Origin of the sequence: Arthrobacter gyeryongensis (genome assembly GCF_039543785.1) — a bacterium.
GTDB classification, from domain to species: domain Bacteria; phylum Actinomycetota; class Actinomycetes; order Actinomycetales; family Micrococcaceae; genus Arthrobacter; species Arthrobacter gyeryongensis.
In genome coordinates this window covers 1-17340 of record NZ_BAABKK010000025.1, presented here as the reverse complement: position 1 = coordinate 17340, position 17340 = coordinate 1, and the positions used below count along the sequence as shown (strand labels likewise).

14 protein-coding genes and 1 pseudogene are annotated in these 17340 nt (G+C 64.7%); 10 read left to right on the top strand and 5 right to left on the bottom strand.

Features of this window, described 5'->3' with window-relative positions:
* Nucleotide 1 precedes the first annotated feature (1 nt).
* On the top strand, nt 2–304 hold the full coding sequence (locus ABEA18_RS17535; protein WP_345451237.1) for a (4Fe-4S)-binding protein: 303 nt from the start codon (nt 2–4) through the stop codon (nt 302–304).
* Nucleotides 305–334: 30 nt separating this feature from the next.
* On the opposite strand, the gene ABEA18_RS17530 is transcribed toward ABEA18_RS17535, so the two are convergent.
* Nucleotides 335–949 carry a cadmium resistance transporter gene (locus ABEA18_RS17530; protein ID WP_345451235.1) on the bottom strand — a complete coding sequence of 205 codons (615 nt, stop codon included), beginning with the start codon at nt 947–949 and terminating at the stop codon, nt 335–337.
* 74 nt (nt 950–1023) lie between these two features.
* Here ABEA18_RS17530 and ABEA18_RS17525 point away from each other — a divergent pair, with 74 nt between their 5' ends.
* Nucleotides 1024–1869, top strand: coding sequence for a phosphotransferase (locus tag ABEA18_RS17525; protein WP_345451233.1), 846 nt, complete (start codon nt 1024–1026; stop codon nt 1867–1869).
* Nucleotides 1870–1876: 7 nt separating this feature from the next.
* Here the strand turns inward: ABEA18_RS17525 and ABEA18_RS17520 are convergent, their stop codons facing one another.
* On the bottom strand, nt 1877–2665 hold the full coding sequence (locus ABEA18_RS17520) for an alpha/beta fold hydrolase (RefSeq protein ID WP_345451231.1): 789 nt from the start codon (nt 2663–2665) through the stop codon (nt 1877–1879).
* A 133-nt stretch (nt 2666–2798) separates the two neighbouring features.
* On the opposite strand from ABEA18_RS17520, the gene ABEA18_RS17515 reads away from it, so the two are divergent.
* Genes ABEA18_RS17515 through ABEA18_RS17485 form a run of 7 tightly spaced genes read left to right on the top strand, consistent with a single transcriptional unit; the run spans nt 2799 to nt 13511 of the window.
* Nucleotides 2799–3626 (top strand): ATP-binding cassette domain-containing protein, encoded by an 828-nt coding sequence (locus ABEA18_RS17515; protein ID WP_345451229.1) that lies wholly within the window; start codon nt 2799–2801, stop codon nt 3624–3626.
* The gene (locus ABEA18_RS17510) at nt 3623–4435 is read left to right on the top strand and encodes an ABC transporter ATP-binding protein (protein WP_345451227.1); all 813 of its coding nucleotides are present in this window, start codon (nt 3623–3625) and stop codon (nt 4433–4435) included. Before ABEA18_RS17515 ends, ABEA18_RS17510 begins: the two co-directional genes overlap by 4 nt.
* A 51-nt stretch (nt 4436–4486) precedes the next feature.
* Nucleotides 4487–6013, top strand: a complete 1527-nt coding sequence (locus tag ABEA18_RS17505; protein ID WP_345451225.1) for an ABC transporter substrate-binding protein — start codon at nt 4487–4489, stop codon at nt 6011–6013.
* Nucleotides 6013–7755, top strand: coding sequence for an ABC transporter permease subunit (locus ABEA18_RS17500; RefSeq protein ID WP_345451223.1), 1743 nt, complete (start codon nt 6013–6015; stop codon nt 7753–7755). Before ABEA18_RS17505 ends, ABEA18_RS17500 begins: the two co-directional genes overlap by 1 nt.
* A gap of 31 nt (nt 7756–7786) precedes the next feature.
* Nucleotides 7787–8443, top strand: coding sequence for a hypothetical protein (locus ABEA18_RS17495; RefSeq protein WP_345451221.1), 657 nt, complete (start codon nt 7787–7789; stop codon nt 8441–8443).
* Entirely contained in the window at nt 8440–10044 is a 1605-nt protein-coding gene (locus ABEA18_RS17490) for a DNA polymerase Y family protein (RefSeq protein WP_345451219.1), read from the top strand. The genes ABEA18_RS17495 and ABEA18_RS17490 overlap by 4 nt, the downstream gene beginning before the upstream one ends.
* A gap of 35 nt (nt 10045–10079) precedes the next feature.
* On the top strand, nt 10080–13511 hold the full coding sequence (locus ABEA18_RS17485) for an error-prone DNA polymerase (protein ID WP_345451217.1): 3432 nt from the start codon (nt 10080–10082) through the stop codon (nt 13509–13511).
* On the opposite strand, the gene ABEA18_RS17480 is transcribed toward ABEA18_RS17485, so the two are convergent.
* Nucleotides 13504–14253: a ThuA domain-containing protein gene (locus ABEA18_RS17480; RefSeq protein WP_345451215.1), complete on the bottom strand. Its 750-nt coding sequence runs from the start codon at nt 14251–14253 to the stop codon at nt 13504–13506. The two genes, ABEA18_RS17485 and ABEA18_RS17480, sit on opposite strands and share 8 nt — an antisense overlap.
* The gene (locus ABEA18_RS17475; protein ID WP_345451213.1) at nt 14250–15356 is read right to left on the bottom strand and encodes a Gfo/Idh/MocA family protein; all 1107 of its coding nucleotides are present in this window, start codon (nt 15354–15356) and stop codon (nt 14250–14252) included. The genes ABEA18_RS17480 and ABEA18_RS17475 overlap by 4 nt, the downstream gene beginning before the upstream one ends.
* 177 nt (nt 15357–15533) lie before the next feature.
* Between ABEA18_RS17475 and ABEA18_RS17470 the strand changes: the two genes are divergently transcribed.
* Nucleotides 15534–16658 carry a LacI family DNA-binding transcriptional regulator gene (locus ABEA18_RS17470; protein ID WP_345451211.1) on the top strand — a complete coding sequence of 375 codons (1125 nt, stop codon included), beginning with the start codon at nt 15534–15536 and terminating at the stop codon, nt 16656–16658.
* A 79-nt stretch (nt 16659–16737) separates the two neighbouring features.
* Here the strand turns inward: ABEA18_RS17470 and ABEA18_RS17465 are convergent.
* Nucleotides 16738–17340, bottom strand: a pseudogene (locus ABEA18_RS17465) (DUF3417 domain-containing protein); the annotation flags it as partial.

Genomic DNA, 17340 nt, shown 5'->3' with positions numbered 1-17340 from the left:
CATGAACGAGATGAATCAGGGCGATCAACCGCCTCAAAGCGAGTCTATTGCGATCCGCCAGTATCGCGCCCCCGGCATCGTAGTGACCTGGGAACCTGCCCGTTGCCGACACGCGGCCGAATGCATCCGAGGGCTTCCACAAGTGTTCAACCGTGACGTACGGCCGTGGATCGATACCAGCCGTGCCAGTGTTGACGAATTGGTCGAGGTGATCGACCGGTGCCCCAGCTACGCGCTGGGATACCACGCCGACGACGGCCGGATGCGGACACCGCCTGGGGAAGGCGACACCTCCGCCACATAGTCGTACGGGAAACCCTGCATGCTGCGAAGATCAGCGCTGGAACAGCACCGCAATGACTCCGGAGCGGACAATGATGGTGGCCCCGAGCGCAACGTAGACCGCAGGAATAACCAATTCTCCAGCCCGGCGGCAGAGCGCAGCTACGGTCGGGTGCACTGTCAGCCAGTAGCCGGCGGCGCACCACACTGCCACCATCGCCGCAAAAGTCAGACCCGTCACCACCGAAGAAGCCGGTGCCAGCGAGCGGAACAGCGGAATGTAGACGGAAATGTTGTCTCCACCGTTGGCTACTGTCACGGCGACAACCACGGGCACGGTCAGCGAGCGGGGCTTCGGTGGATCTCCGGACGGGCGGGCAATCCTGAGCAAGGCGTAACAGCCCAAAGCAAGCGGGACCAGACCGAGGAAACCCACCCACTCCACCGGGACGGGGTTGAGCGCCAATGCCGCTGCGGCCGCAACCCCGGTCAGTATTCCGATGCCGATGTATTGGCCTACCCAAATTCGCCAGAGTCTTGGCACCGGGCGCGTCCTGGCTGACAAGAAAAGGACGGACAAGACCAGAAGGTCATCAAGGTTTGTCGCCGCAAAGGCCCCGGCCGCTGTCAGTACGGTGCCGCCCAGATATTCCATCGTTGATGACACTACCGCCTGGAGACTCGAGCTTGCCCGGACCACTCCGGCTGGCGCCAGCGACCCGGCCGTGGCAGCATCGGACGATGACTGCAGATACCCGTCCGTACGTCGAGCCCGGGCAGCCGGAGCCTGCTGTTCCACTACTCGGCGGAGACTTGACGGAGGGGCTCGTCCGGGTCGGCGACACAGTGCGGCGCCCTGCAAGCGTCTCTTCGCGGAGGGTCCGCCGTCTCCTGGATTTCCTGCAATCGGCCGGATTCCAGGGAGCGCCCCGCTTCCTGGGCATCGACGAAAGCGGCAGGGACACCCTGGGTTTCGTCCCCGGGGACACCGCCGGCCGCCCCTGGCCGCGCTGGGTCGCCGACGAATCGAGCGCAATCAGCGTCGCGCGCCTGGTCCGGAGCTACGATGACGCCGTGCAGCCGCTGGGCGTACCCTCTTGGGCACGCGCGGGCGACGATGACGATCCGCAGGGGTGCCCTAGCTCGATCGCGGGACAGGCAACATTCCTCGCCCACATGGACATCACCCCGGAGAATGTCGTCTTCCAGGGCGGTACCGCCGTGGCCCTGATCGACTTCGATTTGGTGCGCCCGGCAACCCGCGCGGAAGAGGTCGCGAACCTGCTCCTCTGGTGGGGCGCCTGGATGCCCGCCACCGACCGCGATCCAGTCATACGGGAGGTCGACGCCGCCTCCCGGGCTGCCGTGCTTATGGACGCCTACGGCCTGGGTCCGGTTGATCGCGCCAAGGTAGTTGACGTGGCCCTGAACGCCGCCGAGCGCTCTTGGCATTTGATGCGGCGCAGGGCGCTTACCCAGGGCGGCGGGTGGAAACGGATGTGGGATGAAGGCGTCGGTGACAAGATTCTTCGCCGCCAAGCGTGGCTGGCCGAAAACGCCGCAGTGCTCCACGCCGCAATAACGTGAGCGGGCTTTAAGCTTCGTCGAGATGGTGCAGGAGAAAGGGGAGGGTCGCACGCATCGTCCGGAGATCGCCGTCGCTGGCTGCTTGCTCCCCAAGGTAGTCTCCGTGGTTCCCCGGCACGATCATCAGGCGGCTCCCCGGGATGGCCCGGACCATCTGCACACCGTGTTCGGGCTTGATCACATCACGGTCGCCAAGCAATACGAGAGTCGAAGCCGTGATGGAGCCCAATTGTTCGTCGGACCATCCCGGAAATGTCAGCATTCGTTGGCTGTCCAGGACAAAGAGTTTCTCAAGGTGCTGCGGGTCCGGATTGAGCTTGAGGTCTGCCTCCCGGTAGACCTCGGGCATGTCTGCGGAAGTGGCGTTTTGGAGTCCGTCCCAGAATCCTTCCACCATGCCATCGCGTGCGGCCATGGACGACGCGATGATCAACTTGCGCACCACCGCAGGATGTTCCATGGCCAAGGCGAGCGCGGTGTGGCCTCCGGCACTGAAGCCGAGCACATCCGCCTGCGGAACGTCCAGCTGACGAAGAACCGCCGCGACGTCCGCGGCTGAGTTTTCGGCAGTGAGGGGTCGATCGATCGGCGCCGTGTGGCCATGGCCTTCTTCTTCGACGGCGATGACTTGCCGCGTCCCGATCAACAGCGGGATGAGCTCCCGGAAGTTCGACTCGATCGTGGATCCGCCGCCATGGATCAATACCAGGGGCGCGCGGTCCGGCCGAGGTTGGCCATGAACCTCGTAATACATCCGCAGGGAGCCGTTGTGCGCGTAGCCATGTTCAAAGTCCACGCCCCCACCCTAACCGCCGGCTGTTGCCACTTCGCAAGAGCGTGGGGAACTCAACACGCCTCAACATTTCGCTTAATGAGAATGAGTATTGATAGCATCAGTACTCACAGCTGCTCCTATCAGAGAGTTCCCCATGCACCCTGCCCTCCTGGTTCAAGACTTGAGGGTGTCCCTCCGGGGGCGTGCCCTGATTGACGGAGTCAGCTTCGCTATTGACCCGGGTCAAAGACTGGCTCTTCTCGGAGCCTCGGGTTCGGGCAAGTCACTGACCGCGGCCGCCCTCCTCGGACAGCTTCCAGCCGCGATGAGTGCTTCAGGGCGGTTGCAGATCAACGGAGTGGACGTGCCGTTGTCCAACAGGCGAAGGCGTCGCGCCGGGATCACCGCAATCCATCAGGACCCGATGTCAGCGCTCAATCCCTTGGTACGCCTGGGCAGGCAGCTGGAGATCCCGCTACGGCATGCCGGCCATTCGGCCTCCATCGCACGGCAACAGGCACTTGAGCTGCTCGCGTCGGTGGGGATAGAAGAAGCCGAACGGACCATGGAGAGTTTCAGCGGCGAATTGTCGGGCGGTCAGCTGCAACGGGTCTGCATCGCCCTCGCCCTGGCCTGCCGTAGCGCCGTCCTGGTGGCGGATGAACCGACTACCGCACTGGACATGGTCAGCCAGGCCAAGGTCCTCAAGGCGTTGTCCTTGTATTCGGAATCGACCCCTTCCGAATCCGCGCATTCCGAATCCGGGCAATCTGCGTCCGCTGGCGCGATGTTGTTCATTACGCATGACCTCGCTGTCGCTGCCGCCTTTTGCCACCAGGCCCTTGTCCTGGGTTCCGGCCGGATCGTCGAGGAGGGATCGATGCAGTCGCTCGTGGAGGGGCCCAAGCACCAGTACACGAAGCAACTGGTGGAAGCCGCCCATGTCGGCACTGATTCCCTTCGCTCGGAAGCCACATCATGAATGCAGTATTGAGCGCCGGCAATCTGGGCCTCAGCTACCCGGGCAGGGGGCTCCTGAAGAAACGGTCATCCCGGCCGGCTCTGCAGGACGTTTCCCTCAGCATTGCCACTGGCGGCAGCATCGGCCTGGTGGGTGGCTCGGGCGCCGGAAAATCCACGCTCCTGCGGATCTTGCTTGCTTTGGAGAAGCCGGGTGCCGGAACCGTCGCGTTCAATAACACCCCGGTTGTGCCCGGCCCGGCCTCGTCCTTGAGATGGTACCGCCGCGCGGTGCAATACATCCCGCAGAATCCGGCGGCCAGCCTCAACCCCGGCATGAACGTGGAGCGCCTTCTCCTGGAACCCCTGAGGCAACTGCGCATTGACGGAGACCATCGCGGCATGATCCTAAATGCCCTGCAGCGGGTCGACCTCGATCCGCGCATGCTCGGGCGTCGTCCCTGGGAACTCTCCGGCGGGCAAAAGCAACGGGTGGCCATTGCCAGGGCATTGGTCCCCGCGCCGAGCATCCTCCTGGCAGACGAGCCGGTGAGCGGGCTCGATCCTCCCCTCAGGAACACGGTCTTGGACCTCATGGAACAGCTGGTCCAGCAGGACGGCCTTGGGCTCCTATTCGTCTCGCACGATCTGTCCGCCGTCGCCCGCCTGTGCTCCGAGACCATGGTTCTCTCCGGGGGACGCATCGTGGAACAAGGACCCACCGCGGCTGTGTATGCCAATCCACAGACCTTGGAAGCCAAGGAGCTCGTCACCTCCGCGGCACTCATTCACCGTTTCCTTCCAGCACCACTCCCGGCACCGCGCCCGTAACGACTCCACCGCGTCTAATCCACCCACACCCACGAAAGAAGGCACCAATCCATGGCGATTCCACGTCCAAAAGCAGTTGCCGCGATACTCCTCTCCTCCGCAATGGCCGCCTCCCTCAGCGCTTGCTTCGCCCAAGGCAACGCGTCACCGGCCAGCAGTGCTGACTCCCGAATCAAGGTAGCCATGTTGCAACCACCCCGTTCAGGACTCACTCCCCTGAGCGACGACGCCTTCAAGCTCTCACGGTGGAAGACCGCCGAGACGCTGATTGTCCTCGATCCCCTCGGCGATGCCCAGCCATCGCTATCAACAGCCTGGAAGCAACTGGACAGCAGGAACTGGCGTTTCGAACTCCGTGCAGGCGTGAAATTCCATGACGGAACGCTTCTCACAGCCGAGCAAGTGGCGGCATCGCTGACGGCGGCGGCCAACGCGAAGCCCAAGCCGAGAATCCTCGACGGCGTCCAGCTGAGCGTCCGGACGGACGGCGGGAACGCCGTCGTCGTCACCACCCAAACGGACGACCCGCTGGTTCCGCAGCGGCTCTCGAGCCCCCAGCTTTCGATCCTTGCCGCGTCCGCCTACAAGCCCGGCGGGGTCGTGCGCCCTATCAACGCCGGAACTGGCCCCTACGTCCTGGCGTCCGCGGACGGCACCAGCTCGGCAACACTCAACCGCTTCGCTGACTATTGGGGCGAGAAAGCGGCGAGCAGCGGCGTCGACGTCCAATACGTTCCCGACGGCACCGCACGCGCCGCCGCGTTGCGGACCGGAACTGCCGACGTCGTGGAGGCCATTCCCGTGGGCCAGGTCGCCCAGATCAAGTCAGAGCTGATTCACCAAGTCCCCATGCCCCGCACCAATACCCTCTACCTGAACACCAAGGCGGGCCCCTTCGCTGATCCGTCGGTCCGGGCAGCGGCACGCACCACGGTCGAACGGGCCACCATCGTTGACCGGGTCTACGAGGGACGTGCGGACATCGCCGAAGGCCTTCTGGGTCCGGCTCTCCCCTGGGCGGCCAAGGAACGGCAAAACTCCTCATACATTGAAACCCTGAAGAATCGGGCGGAAGCGGCACCCGCCAATGGCCGACGCATCAAGCTCGGCACCTTCACGGACCGGGCCGAGTTGCCCGAAGTCGCCGTGCAGCTTGAGCAGCAGCTCGAGGCCGCCGGCTTCATCGTGGAGCAGGAAGTCCGCGAGTACCAGCACATCGAGGCTGACGCGCTGGCCGGCAAGTTCGACGCCTTCATCCTGTCCCGGGCCACGGTCCTCGACTCCGGCGACCCTGTCGCCTACATGTTCAGTGACTTCTCCTGCAAAGGCTCCTTCAACATCTCCCAGTTCTGCGATCCGGACGTGGACAAAGCACTGAGCAAGGCCGCCGCCATCCCGGCAGGACCGGAACGCCGGGCGGCAATTGCCGCCGCCGAAGCACTGATCCTCGCGAAGGATGCGGCCGTGCCCCTGCTGCACGAACGAGTCATCCAGGGCGAATCAGCCAGGATCCACAACGTCGAACGCGATCCCCGCGAGCGCGCCCTGATCACCAGCAAGACAGGAATCGCCGGCTGATGCGGAGCCCTGCGTTCGTCAAAACCGCGGTTTCCCGGGCCGTGGCACTCTTCGCCATAGTTCTGCTGATAGGGCTCTTGCCATGGCTTTCGGGACAAAGCCCGGAGTACACCATCCTGAGGGCCCGTTACGCCGACCGGGAAGCGACTGATGAAACGCTGGGCATGATCCGCGCGGAGCTTGGACTCGATCGAGGACCGGTGCACATCTTCCTCGACTGGGCCGGGGGCCTTTTGCGCGGGGACATGGGAAATTCCTGGATTACCAACACGCCAGTCGGCCCCGGCACCCTGGAAACTCTCGGAGTCTCCGTCACCCTGATGGCCTGCGCGGTGGCCGTTGCGGCCGTGGTGGCCACCGCGCTGTGCGTTCCTTCCGTAACGCGCGGACTGGCCGGTAGCCCCGGGCGGGGTTCCGGCGTCGTAGCGGCGGCCATGACTGCGCTCCCCGAGTTCCTCCTCGCGGCGATGCTCCTTGTCGTCGGCGCGGTGTGGCTGGGCTGGTTCCCGCCGTATGGCTGGCAGGGCCTGGACCACGCGGTGTTGCCGGCACTCGCCCTCGGCCTGCCCGCCGGCGGGCTCATCGGGCGGCTGCTTTCCGACGCCATCAGCCTGGCGTTCGCCGAAAAATGGGTGGCCACGTGGGCCATGGCCGGAACCAGCCGCGCGAGGCTCACCGGCGCGGTGCTCCGCAGGGCCCTGCCATCGGTGATGGGCCAGATCGGGCTTGTCCTCATTGGCCTCACCGGCGGGGCGGTTGCAGTGGAGAAGGTCTTCGCGATTCCCGGTTTGGGCCGTGCGGTCCTGGGCGCGGCGAGCGCCCAGGACATACCCGCGCTGCAGGCAGGAGTGCTGGCCCTCCTCATGTTGGCCGTCGTGGCAGGTTCCCTCAGCGCCGCGGCCCGGTATCTTCTCATGGGAGCGGCGCTGCGCTCGGGGACAGTTCCGGTTCCGGACTCCCCGGGAAGACCACGACGGCGGGATGCCGCGGTTCCGCTCGTTGCTGCGGGAGCGTTGCTGCTCATCGTCGTCGCGGGCTTGCTTCGCGATCCATTCACCTCGAGCCATGCACGGCTTGCCGGCCCGGGTTTGGAGCTGCCCTTCGGGGCCGACGCGAGCGGACGGGACCTCCTTGCCCGGGTGGGGCATGGCGCCGTGTCCACGTTGGGAACTGCTTTGCTCGTGGTGCTGGCTTGCCTTGTGATCGGGATCGTCGTCGGGCTCTTCCCGCTCGCGGCGACCGGTCCCCTTGAAGTAGCCAACGCCGCTCCACCCATCCTGGCCGGCCTGATCGTTGCCGTGGTGACCGGGCCGTCTGCCGAAGGTGCGGCGATGGCAGTCACCCTGGTCAGTTGGGCACCCTTGGCAGCCCACACAGCGGCCTTGGCGCAGGAGGCCAGGGCGCAGTCCTACGTGAAAATTCTTCCGGTCCTGGGTGTGGGAAGGGTCCGGATCCTCTGGCGCTATATCCTCCCGGACATCCTTGGCCCGGTGTTCAGGCATTCAATGCTCCGGGTACCGGGGATCGCGCTCGCCTTGGCTGCTTTGGGATTCCTCGGCCTCGGCCCCCATCAGCCGTCGCCCGAGTGGGGCCTTATCCTTGCCGAGGGAATCAACTACGTGGAACGTGCCCCTTGGGCCGTTGCCGCCCCGGCGTCGGCGTTGATCCTCGCCTCGATCCTGGCCGTTTCGCTGTCGAGCGTGACGTGGTCGCGCTCGCAGGGAGATCCGGCCCCCGATTGACTCATTCGAATATATGTTCGAAAATTGAAGTATGTCATCCCGCCTGTCTTCCGCTTCGCCGGCTTCGCTGCGCGATGACTTGCAGGCGCAGATCCACCTCATGCAGGGCAAGCGCGGTAGCGAACGCTCCCTGCCCGTCCTCCCCTCACTCAGCAGGCTCCTCCCGGGCGGCCTGCGCCCGGGAGCGGCTTACTCCATACAGGGATCCATGTCGCTGGCAATGGCCTTGTTGGCAGGCCCGTCACGCAATGGCTCGTGGTGCGGGGTAGCCGGGCTGCCTGACTTCGGGGTCGAGGCGGCAGCAGGTTTCGGCATTGCGCTCGACCGGCTGGTGCTGGTGCCTGACCCCGGGACCAGCTGGACGCAGGTGATCGCTGCCATGGCGGACGTGCTCTCGGTGGTCCTTGCACGCGCTCCGGAAAGAGTCGCACCCGCCGAGGCTGCACGCTTGGGAGCCAGGCTCCGGGAACGGAGTTCCGTCCTCCTTGTCATGGGATCCTGGCCGCAGAGTGAAGCCGTCTTGCAAGTGAATGGATATGAGTGGGCGGGGCTCGGACAGGGCCATGGACATCTCGAAAAACAGGAGCTCGAACTCGAAGTCGCCTTGAGGGGCAGTTCCCGCAGGGCTTCCGTGGATCTTGCGGACAGCGGCCCGGTAGATCTGTCCCGCCACCGGATGGGAGCATGATGCTGTTTCAACTTGAAACCCCGGTGCGCGCGTTGGTGACATGGTTCCCGGATTGGCCCCTCGTCGCCGCCCGCTTGGCAGATGCCCTGCCGCCTGATGTGCCTGCAGCAGTCATAGGCAAAGGTGTCATAGCTGCTTGCTCCGCGGAAGCCCGGGCAGAGGGAGTAGTCCGGGGCTTGCGGCTAAGGGAAGCGCAGACCCGCTGCCCTGAGCTGGTGGTGTGTGCCGTTGATCCGGTGCGGGATGCGAGGGAATTCGAGCCCGTGGTCTCGTCACTCGAGGAACGGACTCCTGGCGTGGAAGTGCTTCGCCCCGGACTATGCGCTATCCGGGCCAAGGGTGCCGCCCGATATTACGGCGGAGAGGAAGCGGCCGCAGGTGCTGTGCTTGAATCTGCGGACGGCCTTGGTGTGGAGGCCCGTGTAGGGATCGCCGATTCAGTGTTTGCCGCCGAGCAAGCAGCCCGGAGCACCAGCGAACTCTCTGCCGTTCTTGTGCTCCCGCCGGGTTCTTCCCGGGATTTCCTGGCTCCATTTCCAGTGGAAGTACTGGGGCAGCCGAAGCTGGCTTCCTTGCTCAAACGCCTTGGAATCCTCACTTTGGGGAATTTCGCCAATCTTCCTGTCGCGGATGTCCAGGCCCGTTTCGGGGCTGCCGGAATCACGGCGCACTCCCTGGCAAGCGGCCAGGATCCCCGCAAAGTAATCCCCCGGACTCCCCCGCGGAAGCTGGATCAACGGGCGGACTTCGAACCCGGACTGGACCGGGTTGACCAACTCGCCTTCCAGCTCCGGGCCACGGCAGACGCCTTCGTGGCCGGGGTGCAGACTGAAGGCTTGGTCTGCACGGAGCTGAGGGTGCTGATCACTGACGATGCAGGGAGCCGCTCGGAGCGGACGTGGGGCCACCCCCGCCATTTCACGGCCAGCGACGTCGTGGACAGGGTGCGCTGGCAGCTTCAGTCACAGCCCCCTGCCCAAGCCAATAAAACAGTCGACGGCGGCATGGCTCGTGCCGGACTGTCGTCACCAGTCACGCGGGTCGAGTTCGTCCCCGTGCGGGTGGACTCCATCGCCCATCATGGGCGGGCGCTCTTTGGAGACGGAGCAGAGGAACAGATCCATCATGGACTCAGCCGGATCCAAAGCATGCTGGGGCATGAAGCCGTAGTAGTGCCTGCGATTTCCGGGGGTCGCTTGCTGGCCGAGCGGCGCCGTTTGGTCCCTTGGGGAGATGCCTTGCCCGCGGGATCGGCAGCCCTGGCCACCAGGCCGTGGCCCGGAAGGATTCCCGACCCGCAGCCCGCCACGGTGTTCGCTTCCCTTATCCCTGTCCTGCTGCTTGATGCGAACAAGGAAAAAGTCCGTACAGACCACCGTGGCGGATTGATTGCCCCGCCAATGTGGTTTTGTCCCGGCGGAGACCCTGCACGACGACGACTGGTAGCTCAGTGGGCCGGCCCTTGGCCGTTGCGGCAGAGATGGTGGGACGCCGAGCACCGCCTTGAAGCGGACCGGTTCCAGCTTGTGGACGGAAACGGAGAGGCCTGGCTTCTTCTCCTGGACGAGCAGAACTGGTGGGCAGAGGCCCGCTACGACTGAACACCAGACACTGAACTTTAGTCAGGAAGGCAAAGATGGCTTGGAACAACCCGTCAATCCCATGGTCGGAGTTCGAACGGACCCTCTCGGACCGGCGAGTGCCGGAGATCGGCAAGGCAAAAGGAGACGGCGGTGACAGCCCCGCCTGGTCGAGGAAACGCGGGCCTTACCGTCCTGTCCCCCTCGATCCCGCAAGGGTCGCATCGAGGGCGGATGCCGCCGTCGTGCCTTATGCCGAACTGCACGCGCATTCGCACTACAGCTTCCTGGACGGCGCCTCCTCACCCGAGAAATTGGTTGAGGAGGCGGTCCGGCTGGGTATCCATGCCCTCGCACTGACCGATCACGACGGCTTCTACGGGATCGTGCGAATGGCGGAGGCCGCAGAAGCCTATGAGCTAAAGACCGTGTTCGGCGCTGAGCTGTCGCTCGGGCTCAGCAAACCCCAGCAAGGGGAAGCCGACCCCGAAGGTGACCATTTGCTCGTCCTCGCCCGCAAGGAAGAGGGCTACCACCGCTTGGCAGGGGCGATGACGTCCGCCCATCTGGCGGCCGATGCGGAGAAGGGCCATCCCATCTACGACCTCGATGAGCTGGCGCATTCCCTAAGGGACCACTGCCTGGTGCTGACCGGATGCCGCAAAGGCTCCGTCCGGAGGGCCCTCATGAGCGAAGGCGAGCGAGCCGCTGCCTTTGAGGTGGATGCGTTGATTGAGAGATTCGGGCGGGAAAACGTGGTGGTGGAGCTGTTCGATCACGGGAATCCCCTCGACAGCAGCCACAACGACGCCCTTGTCCGTATTGCCGGGCGGGCGGGGATACCTTTCATCGCTAGCAACGCCGTACATTATGCGTCCCCCGAGGGATACCCGCTGGCAACGGCTATGGCGGCTGTCCGGGCACGCCGCAGCCTGGAGGAACTGGACGGGTGGCTGCCCGCAAGCAGCGGCGCCCATCTGCGGAGCGGTTCCGAGATGGCAGCACGGTTCGCCCACTACCCCGGCGCGGTCGAACGGACTGTCGAGATCGCTGACGAGCTTGCGTTCCAGTTACGGGCAGCCCGCCCGAAGCTCCCCAAGCTTGATGTTCCTGCCGGGCACAGCCTTATCACCTGGCTCCGGCAACTTGTTGAAGAAGGTGTCAGGGACAAATACCCGGATGCCGACGACCGGGTCCATGGCCGGATCGAACAGGAACTCGCAGTGATCGAGGCGAAGAACTTCCCCGGCTATTTCCTGATTGTGCACGACATCGTGCAGTTTGCCCGTTCCCGCGGCATCCTCTGCCAAGGCCGGGGTTCTGCGGCGAACTCGGCCGTCTGCTACGCGCTGGGGATCACCGCCGTCGACAGTATCTTCTACAACCTTCCGTTCGAGCGTTTCCTCTCCAGCCTCCGCGAGGAAGAACCGGACATCGACGTCGATTTCGACTCGGACCGGCGGGAAGAAGTCATCCAATACGTCTACCGCAAATACGGACGGTTCAACGCGGCCCAAGTAGCGAATGTCATCAGTTACAGGCCGAAGAACGCCGTCCGGGACATCGCCAAAGCACTCGGCTACAGCCAAGGCCAGCAGGACGCGTGGTCCAAGCGGCTCGATCACTGGGGCGATCTCAGTGACGGCAAGACCAATAACATCCCGGCCCCGGTCCTGGAACTTGCTGACCAGATACTGGGCTTCCCCCGGCACCTGGGCATCCACTCCGGCGGCATGGTCCTCACCGAACGGCCCGTTGGCGAGGTAGTACCCATCGAACGGGCCCGGATGGAAAACCGCACGGTCCTGCAATGGGACAAGGACGATTGCGAATGGATGGGCCTGGTCAAGTTCGACCTTCTCGGCCTGGGCATGCTCGCCGCCCTGCAGTATTCCTTCGATTTGATCGACAAGCATTTCGGGGAGCGGTGGACAATCGAGACCATCCCGCGGGAAGAACCGGCCGTCTACGACATGCTCTGCCGGGCCGACTCGATCGGGGTCTTCCAAGTGGAATCACGTGCCCAGATCAGCACTCTGCCGCGGCTGAAACCGAGGAAATTCTACGATCTGGTGGTCGAAATCGCGCTGATCCGCCCGGGTCCCGTCCAAGGCGGCGCCGTCCACCCGTACATCCGACGCCGCGCAGGCACGGAGAAAGTCACGTATCTTCATCCGTTGCTGGAGCCCGTGCTGAAGCGGACCCTGGGTGTGCCCTTGTTCCAGGAGCAGCTGATGCAGATGGCAGTTGCCGTGGGTGGCTGCACTGCCGAGGATGCGGACCTGCTCCGCCGCGCGATGGGCTCCAAGCGGGGCCGGGAGAAGATCGAGTCTCTGGAGGCCAAGCTCTACGCGGGGATGGCGGCCAACGGGATTAGCAAAGACGACGCCGACGCCATCTACGGCAAGATCCAGGCCTTTGCGAACTTCGGTTTCGCAGAGTCCCACTCCTTGAGCTTCGCGGTGTTGGTCTATGCAAGCTCGTGGCTGAAGCTGCACTATCCCGGCGCGTTCCTCGCGTCCCTGCTCCGGGCACAACCCATGGGCTTTTACTCCCCGCAAACCCTCGTGGCGGATGCCCGCAGGCACGGGGTCCAGGTGTTGCGTCCTGACGTACTGCATTCCCTTGCCGAGGCCACCCTTGAAGTGCTCGACGAGGCGACAAGGGCGGAGGCGGGCCAGGTGGGCGGAATGGATTCCTGCCTGGACTTCCACCAGCCGGTGATCGGCCTCTTCCAGCAGGATCGACCACGCGAGGACCACCTGCACCGGCGGGATGGCTCACACGCTGTGCGTCTGGGGCTCGACGGCGTGACGTCCATCGGCGCCGAGGTGGCGAAGCGGATCGTCACCGAGCGTGAGGAGCATGGCGCCTACAAGGACATGGCGGATCTGTCCCGCCGTGCGAATCTCAGCGCGGACCAGTTGGAGGCACTCGCGTCAGCTGGGGCCTTGGATTCGCTGGGGATGAACCGCCGCGAAGCACTGTGGCAGGCCGGCGATGCCGCGCTCGAGCGCGAAGGACAATTGCCGGGGACCCATGTCGCCGTCCAGCCGCCGCTGCTGCCCGAGCTCTCCCCCCTGGAAAATGTTGCCTACGACATGTGGGCCACAGGAATCAGTACCGATGACCATCCGATGCGCCATGCCCGCGGAGCCCTGGATTCCAGAGGGGTGCTGCAGGTGGACCGGCTCTCCCAGGTCGAGTCCGGCACGCGTGTTGAAGTGGCCGGCGTCGTGACCCACCGCCAACGCCCCCAGACCGCGCAAGGGATCACCTTCGTCAATCTGGAGGACGAGAGCGGCATCCTCAACGTCATCTGCAGCGTCGGCCTCTGGAAGAGGCATCGCCGCGTCGCCCGGGAATCATCCGCGCTGATCGTCCGGGGGTTCCTTGAACGATCGCCGGAAGGAGTCACCAATCTCGTTGCGGACAAGCTGGAATCCCTGGTCCTGACAGTGAAGTCCAACTCCCGCGATTTCAGGTAGCCAAAAACCAGGCCCGGGCCGGGTTGGTCACTTCCGGAGCATCCCGGAACTGATCGGGCTGCGCCGCCCAGCCCACGCCGTTCGCGATCACCCTCTGAATCTGCGGCTGGTGGTAGACGGGGTACTCCTGGTCGCCGGGGCTGAAGTAGAAGATCCGCCCCTTGCCGCGGGAGAACGTCACGCCGGAGCGGAACACCTCGCCGCCTTCGAAAGAGCTGATGAAGATCAGGTCGTCCGGCTCCGGGATGTCGAAGAGTTCGCCGTACATCTCCTGTTTGGGGATCAGGATGGGGCTCTCGACGCCGGCCGCGATCGGATGCGATGGCTTGACCGTCCACACGAGCTCGCGTTCGCCGTCGTTGCGCCACTTGAGCGAACACGTGGTGCCCAGCAGCCGGGTGAAGATCTTCGCGAAATGCCCAGAGTGCAGCACCACGAGCCCCATCCCGCCCAGGACGTGCCGCTGGACGCGTTCCACTACTTCATCGCTCACTTCGTGGTGCGCGATGTGCCCCCACCAGAGCACGACGTCCGTGGCGGCAAGGGTTTCCTCGTCCAGCCCGTGTTCCGGATCGGCGAGCGTCGCCGTCGTGATTTCTGCATCCGGATAGAAGCTCCGCAAGCCCGCCGCGATGGCACCGTGGATGCCGTCCGGGTACATTTCTGCCATGGTGTCCGGTTTGTTGCGGGCCTCGTGGACCGCTTCGTTCCAGACGACGATCTTCAGTTTCTTGTCGGTCACCAGAGCACCACTTCGCGTTGTTCGAGGGCGGACTTGTAGCAAGCATCAAGGATGAGGGCCCGGCTCAGGGCTAGCGATCCGTCGTGTTGTCCCCAGACGGTCTCCCCGCCGCGGACGGCGGCGACGAAGTCGTCGACGACGGCCTGGTGGGCAAGGCCTGGAATCGCTTCGGGCTCGTAGTCGGCGTTTTCGCCCTCTTTATCCGTGAAGATCCTCAGGCTGCCGACCGGTTGCAGCGGCGCCCCGACGGCACGCAGTTCGGCACCGCCGTCGGTCCCGTAGACAGTGAAGTCCAGCAGGTCGTCCACCTCGCGGTAGCTCGCCCAGCCCGCTTCGAGGATCAGGGTGCCGCCGCCTTCGAGCCGGATGAAGGCAGTGGCGAAGTCCTCCACTTCGAACTTGTGGCTCACGGGCCCCGCGGTGTACCGGGCGTTGCCCCCACGGCCCTGCGGCCCCAGCTCCGAGTGGGTCTGCGCCGAGACGGACAGGACCTTGGGCTCGCCCAAAAGGTGGAGCGAGTAGTCCAGCACGTGGACTCCGATGTCAGCAAGCGGACCGCCGCCGGCCAGTTCCGGATTGGTGAACCAGCTGCCCAGGGTCGGGATGCCGGCGCGGCGGAGCCAGGAACCCTTGGCGTAGTACGGACGTCCGAGTCCGCCGTCGTCGATGATGCTCTTGAGTTTTTGAATGTCGCCACGGCGGCGGTGGTTGAACGCAACATCCAGGACGCGGCCCGCCTTCCGGGCTGCCTCGACCATGGCGCGTCCTTCGTCGCCGTTGCGTGCCAGTGGCTTTTCGCTCAGCACGTGCAGTCCACGCTCCAGGGCCGCTATGGAAATCGGAGCGTGCAGAAAGGTGGGAACGGCGACGCTGATCGCATCCATACCTTCCAGCCCGATCATGTCTTCCCAGCGTGCGAAAGCATGCGGAATGCCGTACTCCTGCTTCATCTGGGCGAGGAGGTCTTCTTCCATCCCGGCGACGGCGACGATATCCACGCCTTCGATGGCGCTGTAAGCCTTAAGGTGCTGTTGGCCAGCCCATCCGATGCCCACAACGCCCACTTTGAGGCGTGCTGACGTTGCTTGTTGCTGAATGCCCACGGTATTCCTGTCTTTTCACGTATTCCGGGTTGGGGCCAATAAATACGCTTTCATGGGTCTCCGAACAGCGTCAATCAGTTAAGCGCTTCGACTTTTCGCCGTTTCCGGATTGGGGCATGCCACGAGCCGTCATGGAGCGGCATGCGCCCTAGACTGAGGGGCGGAAAAGGAGTCGCCATGGCCAAGAAACCGACAATCTACGACGTCGCCGAGCGCGCCGCCGTCTCGATTGCAACGGTATCGCTCTCCTTCACCCAGCCGCACCGGGTGCGCGAATCCACCAGGACACTGGTGATGGAGGCTGCGCACAAACTCGGTTACCTTCCAAGTGCCAGCGCAAGGGGCCTGGCCCGGGGAAAAACGGGAGCAATCGGACTTTTCTCCTACGACTACTTCAACCGCGCAGGCGCCGGCGCGGCCCGCGTCCACGGCGACGCGGACGCTCTCCTACCCCGTGATCTGTTCTCCGACGACGCCAACGGGGAGTTTCGCCTCTTCCCGCTGTATCACGACGAGGTGCAGCGCGGCGTCGAAATGGAATGCCGCAGACGGGGCTTCGTTCTCATGGTCGGCGAGGGTGGTGGCGGCAGATCCGAGGCCGACATCAACGACATTGCCGGCCGTGTGGACGGCTTGGCGGTGTTCCCCAATACTTTTCCGGTCGAGGTCCTGCGGCGGATCGCCGAACGGATTCCGGTAGTCGAGCTTGCCGATCCGCCGGAGGAGACCGGGCTGAACCGCGTCTCAGTGGAGAACACCGAAGGCATGCGGGTCCTCACCAACCACTTGATCCAGCACCACGGACACCGCGCCATCACCTTTGTGGGCCCGTCTGGCTCGCCGGACCGCGAGCAGCGCTTCGCCGGATATCTCTTGGCCATGGCAGAGGCGGGATTGGACACCCAAACGCTGCCGGCACCGGGGCGGGACGCGAACGGCACGTTGGGCTCCGGGGTGGACCTCGCTGCTGACTCGGACGCAACGATCCACCGACTGTCATCCGGCGCCGCACTTCCTGATGCACTTGTCTGTTCGGTCGATGCCGAGGCACTCCTGTATCTGGACGCCCTGGAACGGGCCGGAGTGGAAGTGCCGGGACAGATTGCGGTCACGGGTTTCGATGGATTGGCGGCGGGCCGGGTCAATCGCCCCACGCTCACCACCGTCCGACAGCCCATGATCGCCCTGGGGCGCGCTGCCGCCAGCATCCTCATCCACCAGATCGCCAATCCCGGATCCGAGCCGGTGGCCAAAGAGCTGCCCGTGGAGCTTGTAGTGCGGGAAAGCTGCGGCTGCGGCTGACTAAGCCGCTACAGCTGGGCGAAAATCCCTTTAACGGAACGCGCCCCCGCTGCTCGACCGGCAGCGGGGGCGCGCATTCTTAGGCGTTCGCGATCAGCCCCAGTTCGGCCTTCGAGGCCAGGGAGGGGTGCTTCGGGAAGACCCGGACGGTGTAGCCGAAGGATCCGGAGCGGTTGATCAGGATGGACCCGGTGAACAGGTGGCGCCCGTTGCCGAGGTCCTCCGTTTCGGTCAGCTCGACCAAAGCGACATCCTCCAACTCGTCTCCGTCCTGGGCCCGACCATACGCCACCTCAACCGACACGTCCTCGGGCGTGAGTTCGTGGAGGGCAATGTAGGCGTTGACCTGGAGGGTGTCCCCGATCTGGGGTTCCTCGGAGACGCCGATGGAATCGACGTGTTCCACCGTCAGCTGCGGCCAGGCGTTGCGGACCTTGGTGGTCCAGGCCGCCAGCTCCTTCGCTTCCTTGAACGACGCCGTTCCCGCTTGCCTGCCGGCCACAGCTGCCGGGCGGTAGAGGGTGTTGACGTAGTCGTGCAGCATGCGGTCGGCCGAGACTGCCGGGCCGAGGTGGGCCAGGGTGTGCTTGATCATGGACACCCAGTGCGTCGGGACGGCTTCCGGGCCGGACTGCGAGGGCCCGGCCGCGCCGGCGTCCGCGGAGACCGTGGAGCCGTAGAA

What these genes read in the sequence shown, in the direction of transcription:
- ABEA18_RS17535 (WP_345451237.1), top strand. Translation starts at nt 2, where the DNA reads ATGAACGAGATGAATCAGGGCGATCAACCGCCTCAAAGCGAGTCTATT.
- ABEA18_RS17525 (WP_345451233.1), top strand. Translation starts at nt 1,024, where the DNA reads ATGACTGCAGATACCCGTCCGTACGTCGAGCCCGGGCAGCCGGAGCCT.
- ABEA18_RS17515 (WP_345451229.1), top strand. Translation starts at nt 2,799, where the DNA reads ATGCACCCTGCCCTCCTGGTTCAAGACTTGAGGGTGTCCCTCCGGGGG.
- ABEA18_RS17510 (WP_345451227.1), top strand. Translation starts at nt 3,623, where the DNA reads ATGAATGCAGTATTGAGCGCCGGCAATCTGGGCCTCAGCTACCCGGGC.
- ABEA18_RS17505 (WP_345451225.1), top strand. Translation starts at nt 4,487, where the DNA reads ATGGCGATTCCACGTCCAAAAGCAGTTGCCGCGATACTCCTCTCCTCC.
- ABEA18_RS17500 (WP_345451223.1), top strand. Translation starts at nt 6,013, where the DNA reads ATGCGGAGCCCTGCGTTCGTCAAAACCGCGGTTTCCCGGGCCGTGGCA.
- ABEA18_RS17495 (WP_345451221.1), top strand. Translation starts at nt 7,787, where the DNA reads ATGTCATCCCGCCTGTCTTCCGCTTCGCCGGCTTCGCTGCGCGATGAC.
- ABEA18_RS17490 (WP_345451219.1), top strand. Translation starts at nt 8,440, where the DNA reads ATGATGCTGTTTCAACTTGAAACCCCGGTGCGCGCGTTGGTGACATGG.
- ABEA18_RS17485 (WP_345451217.1), top strand. Translation starts at nt 10,080, where the DNA reads ATGGCTTGGAACAACCCGTCAATCCCATGGTCGGAGTTCGAACGGACC.
- ABEA18_RS17470 (WP_345451211.1), top strand. Translation starts at nt 15,534, where the DNA reads ATGGCCAAGAAACCGACAATCTACGACGTCGCCGAGCGCGCCGCCGTC.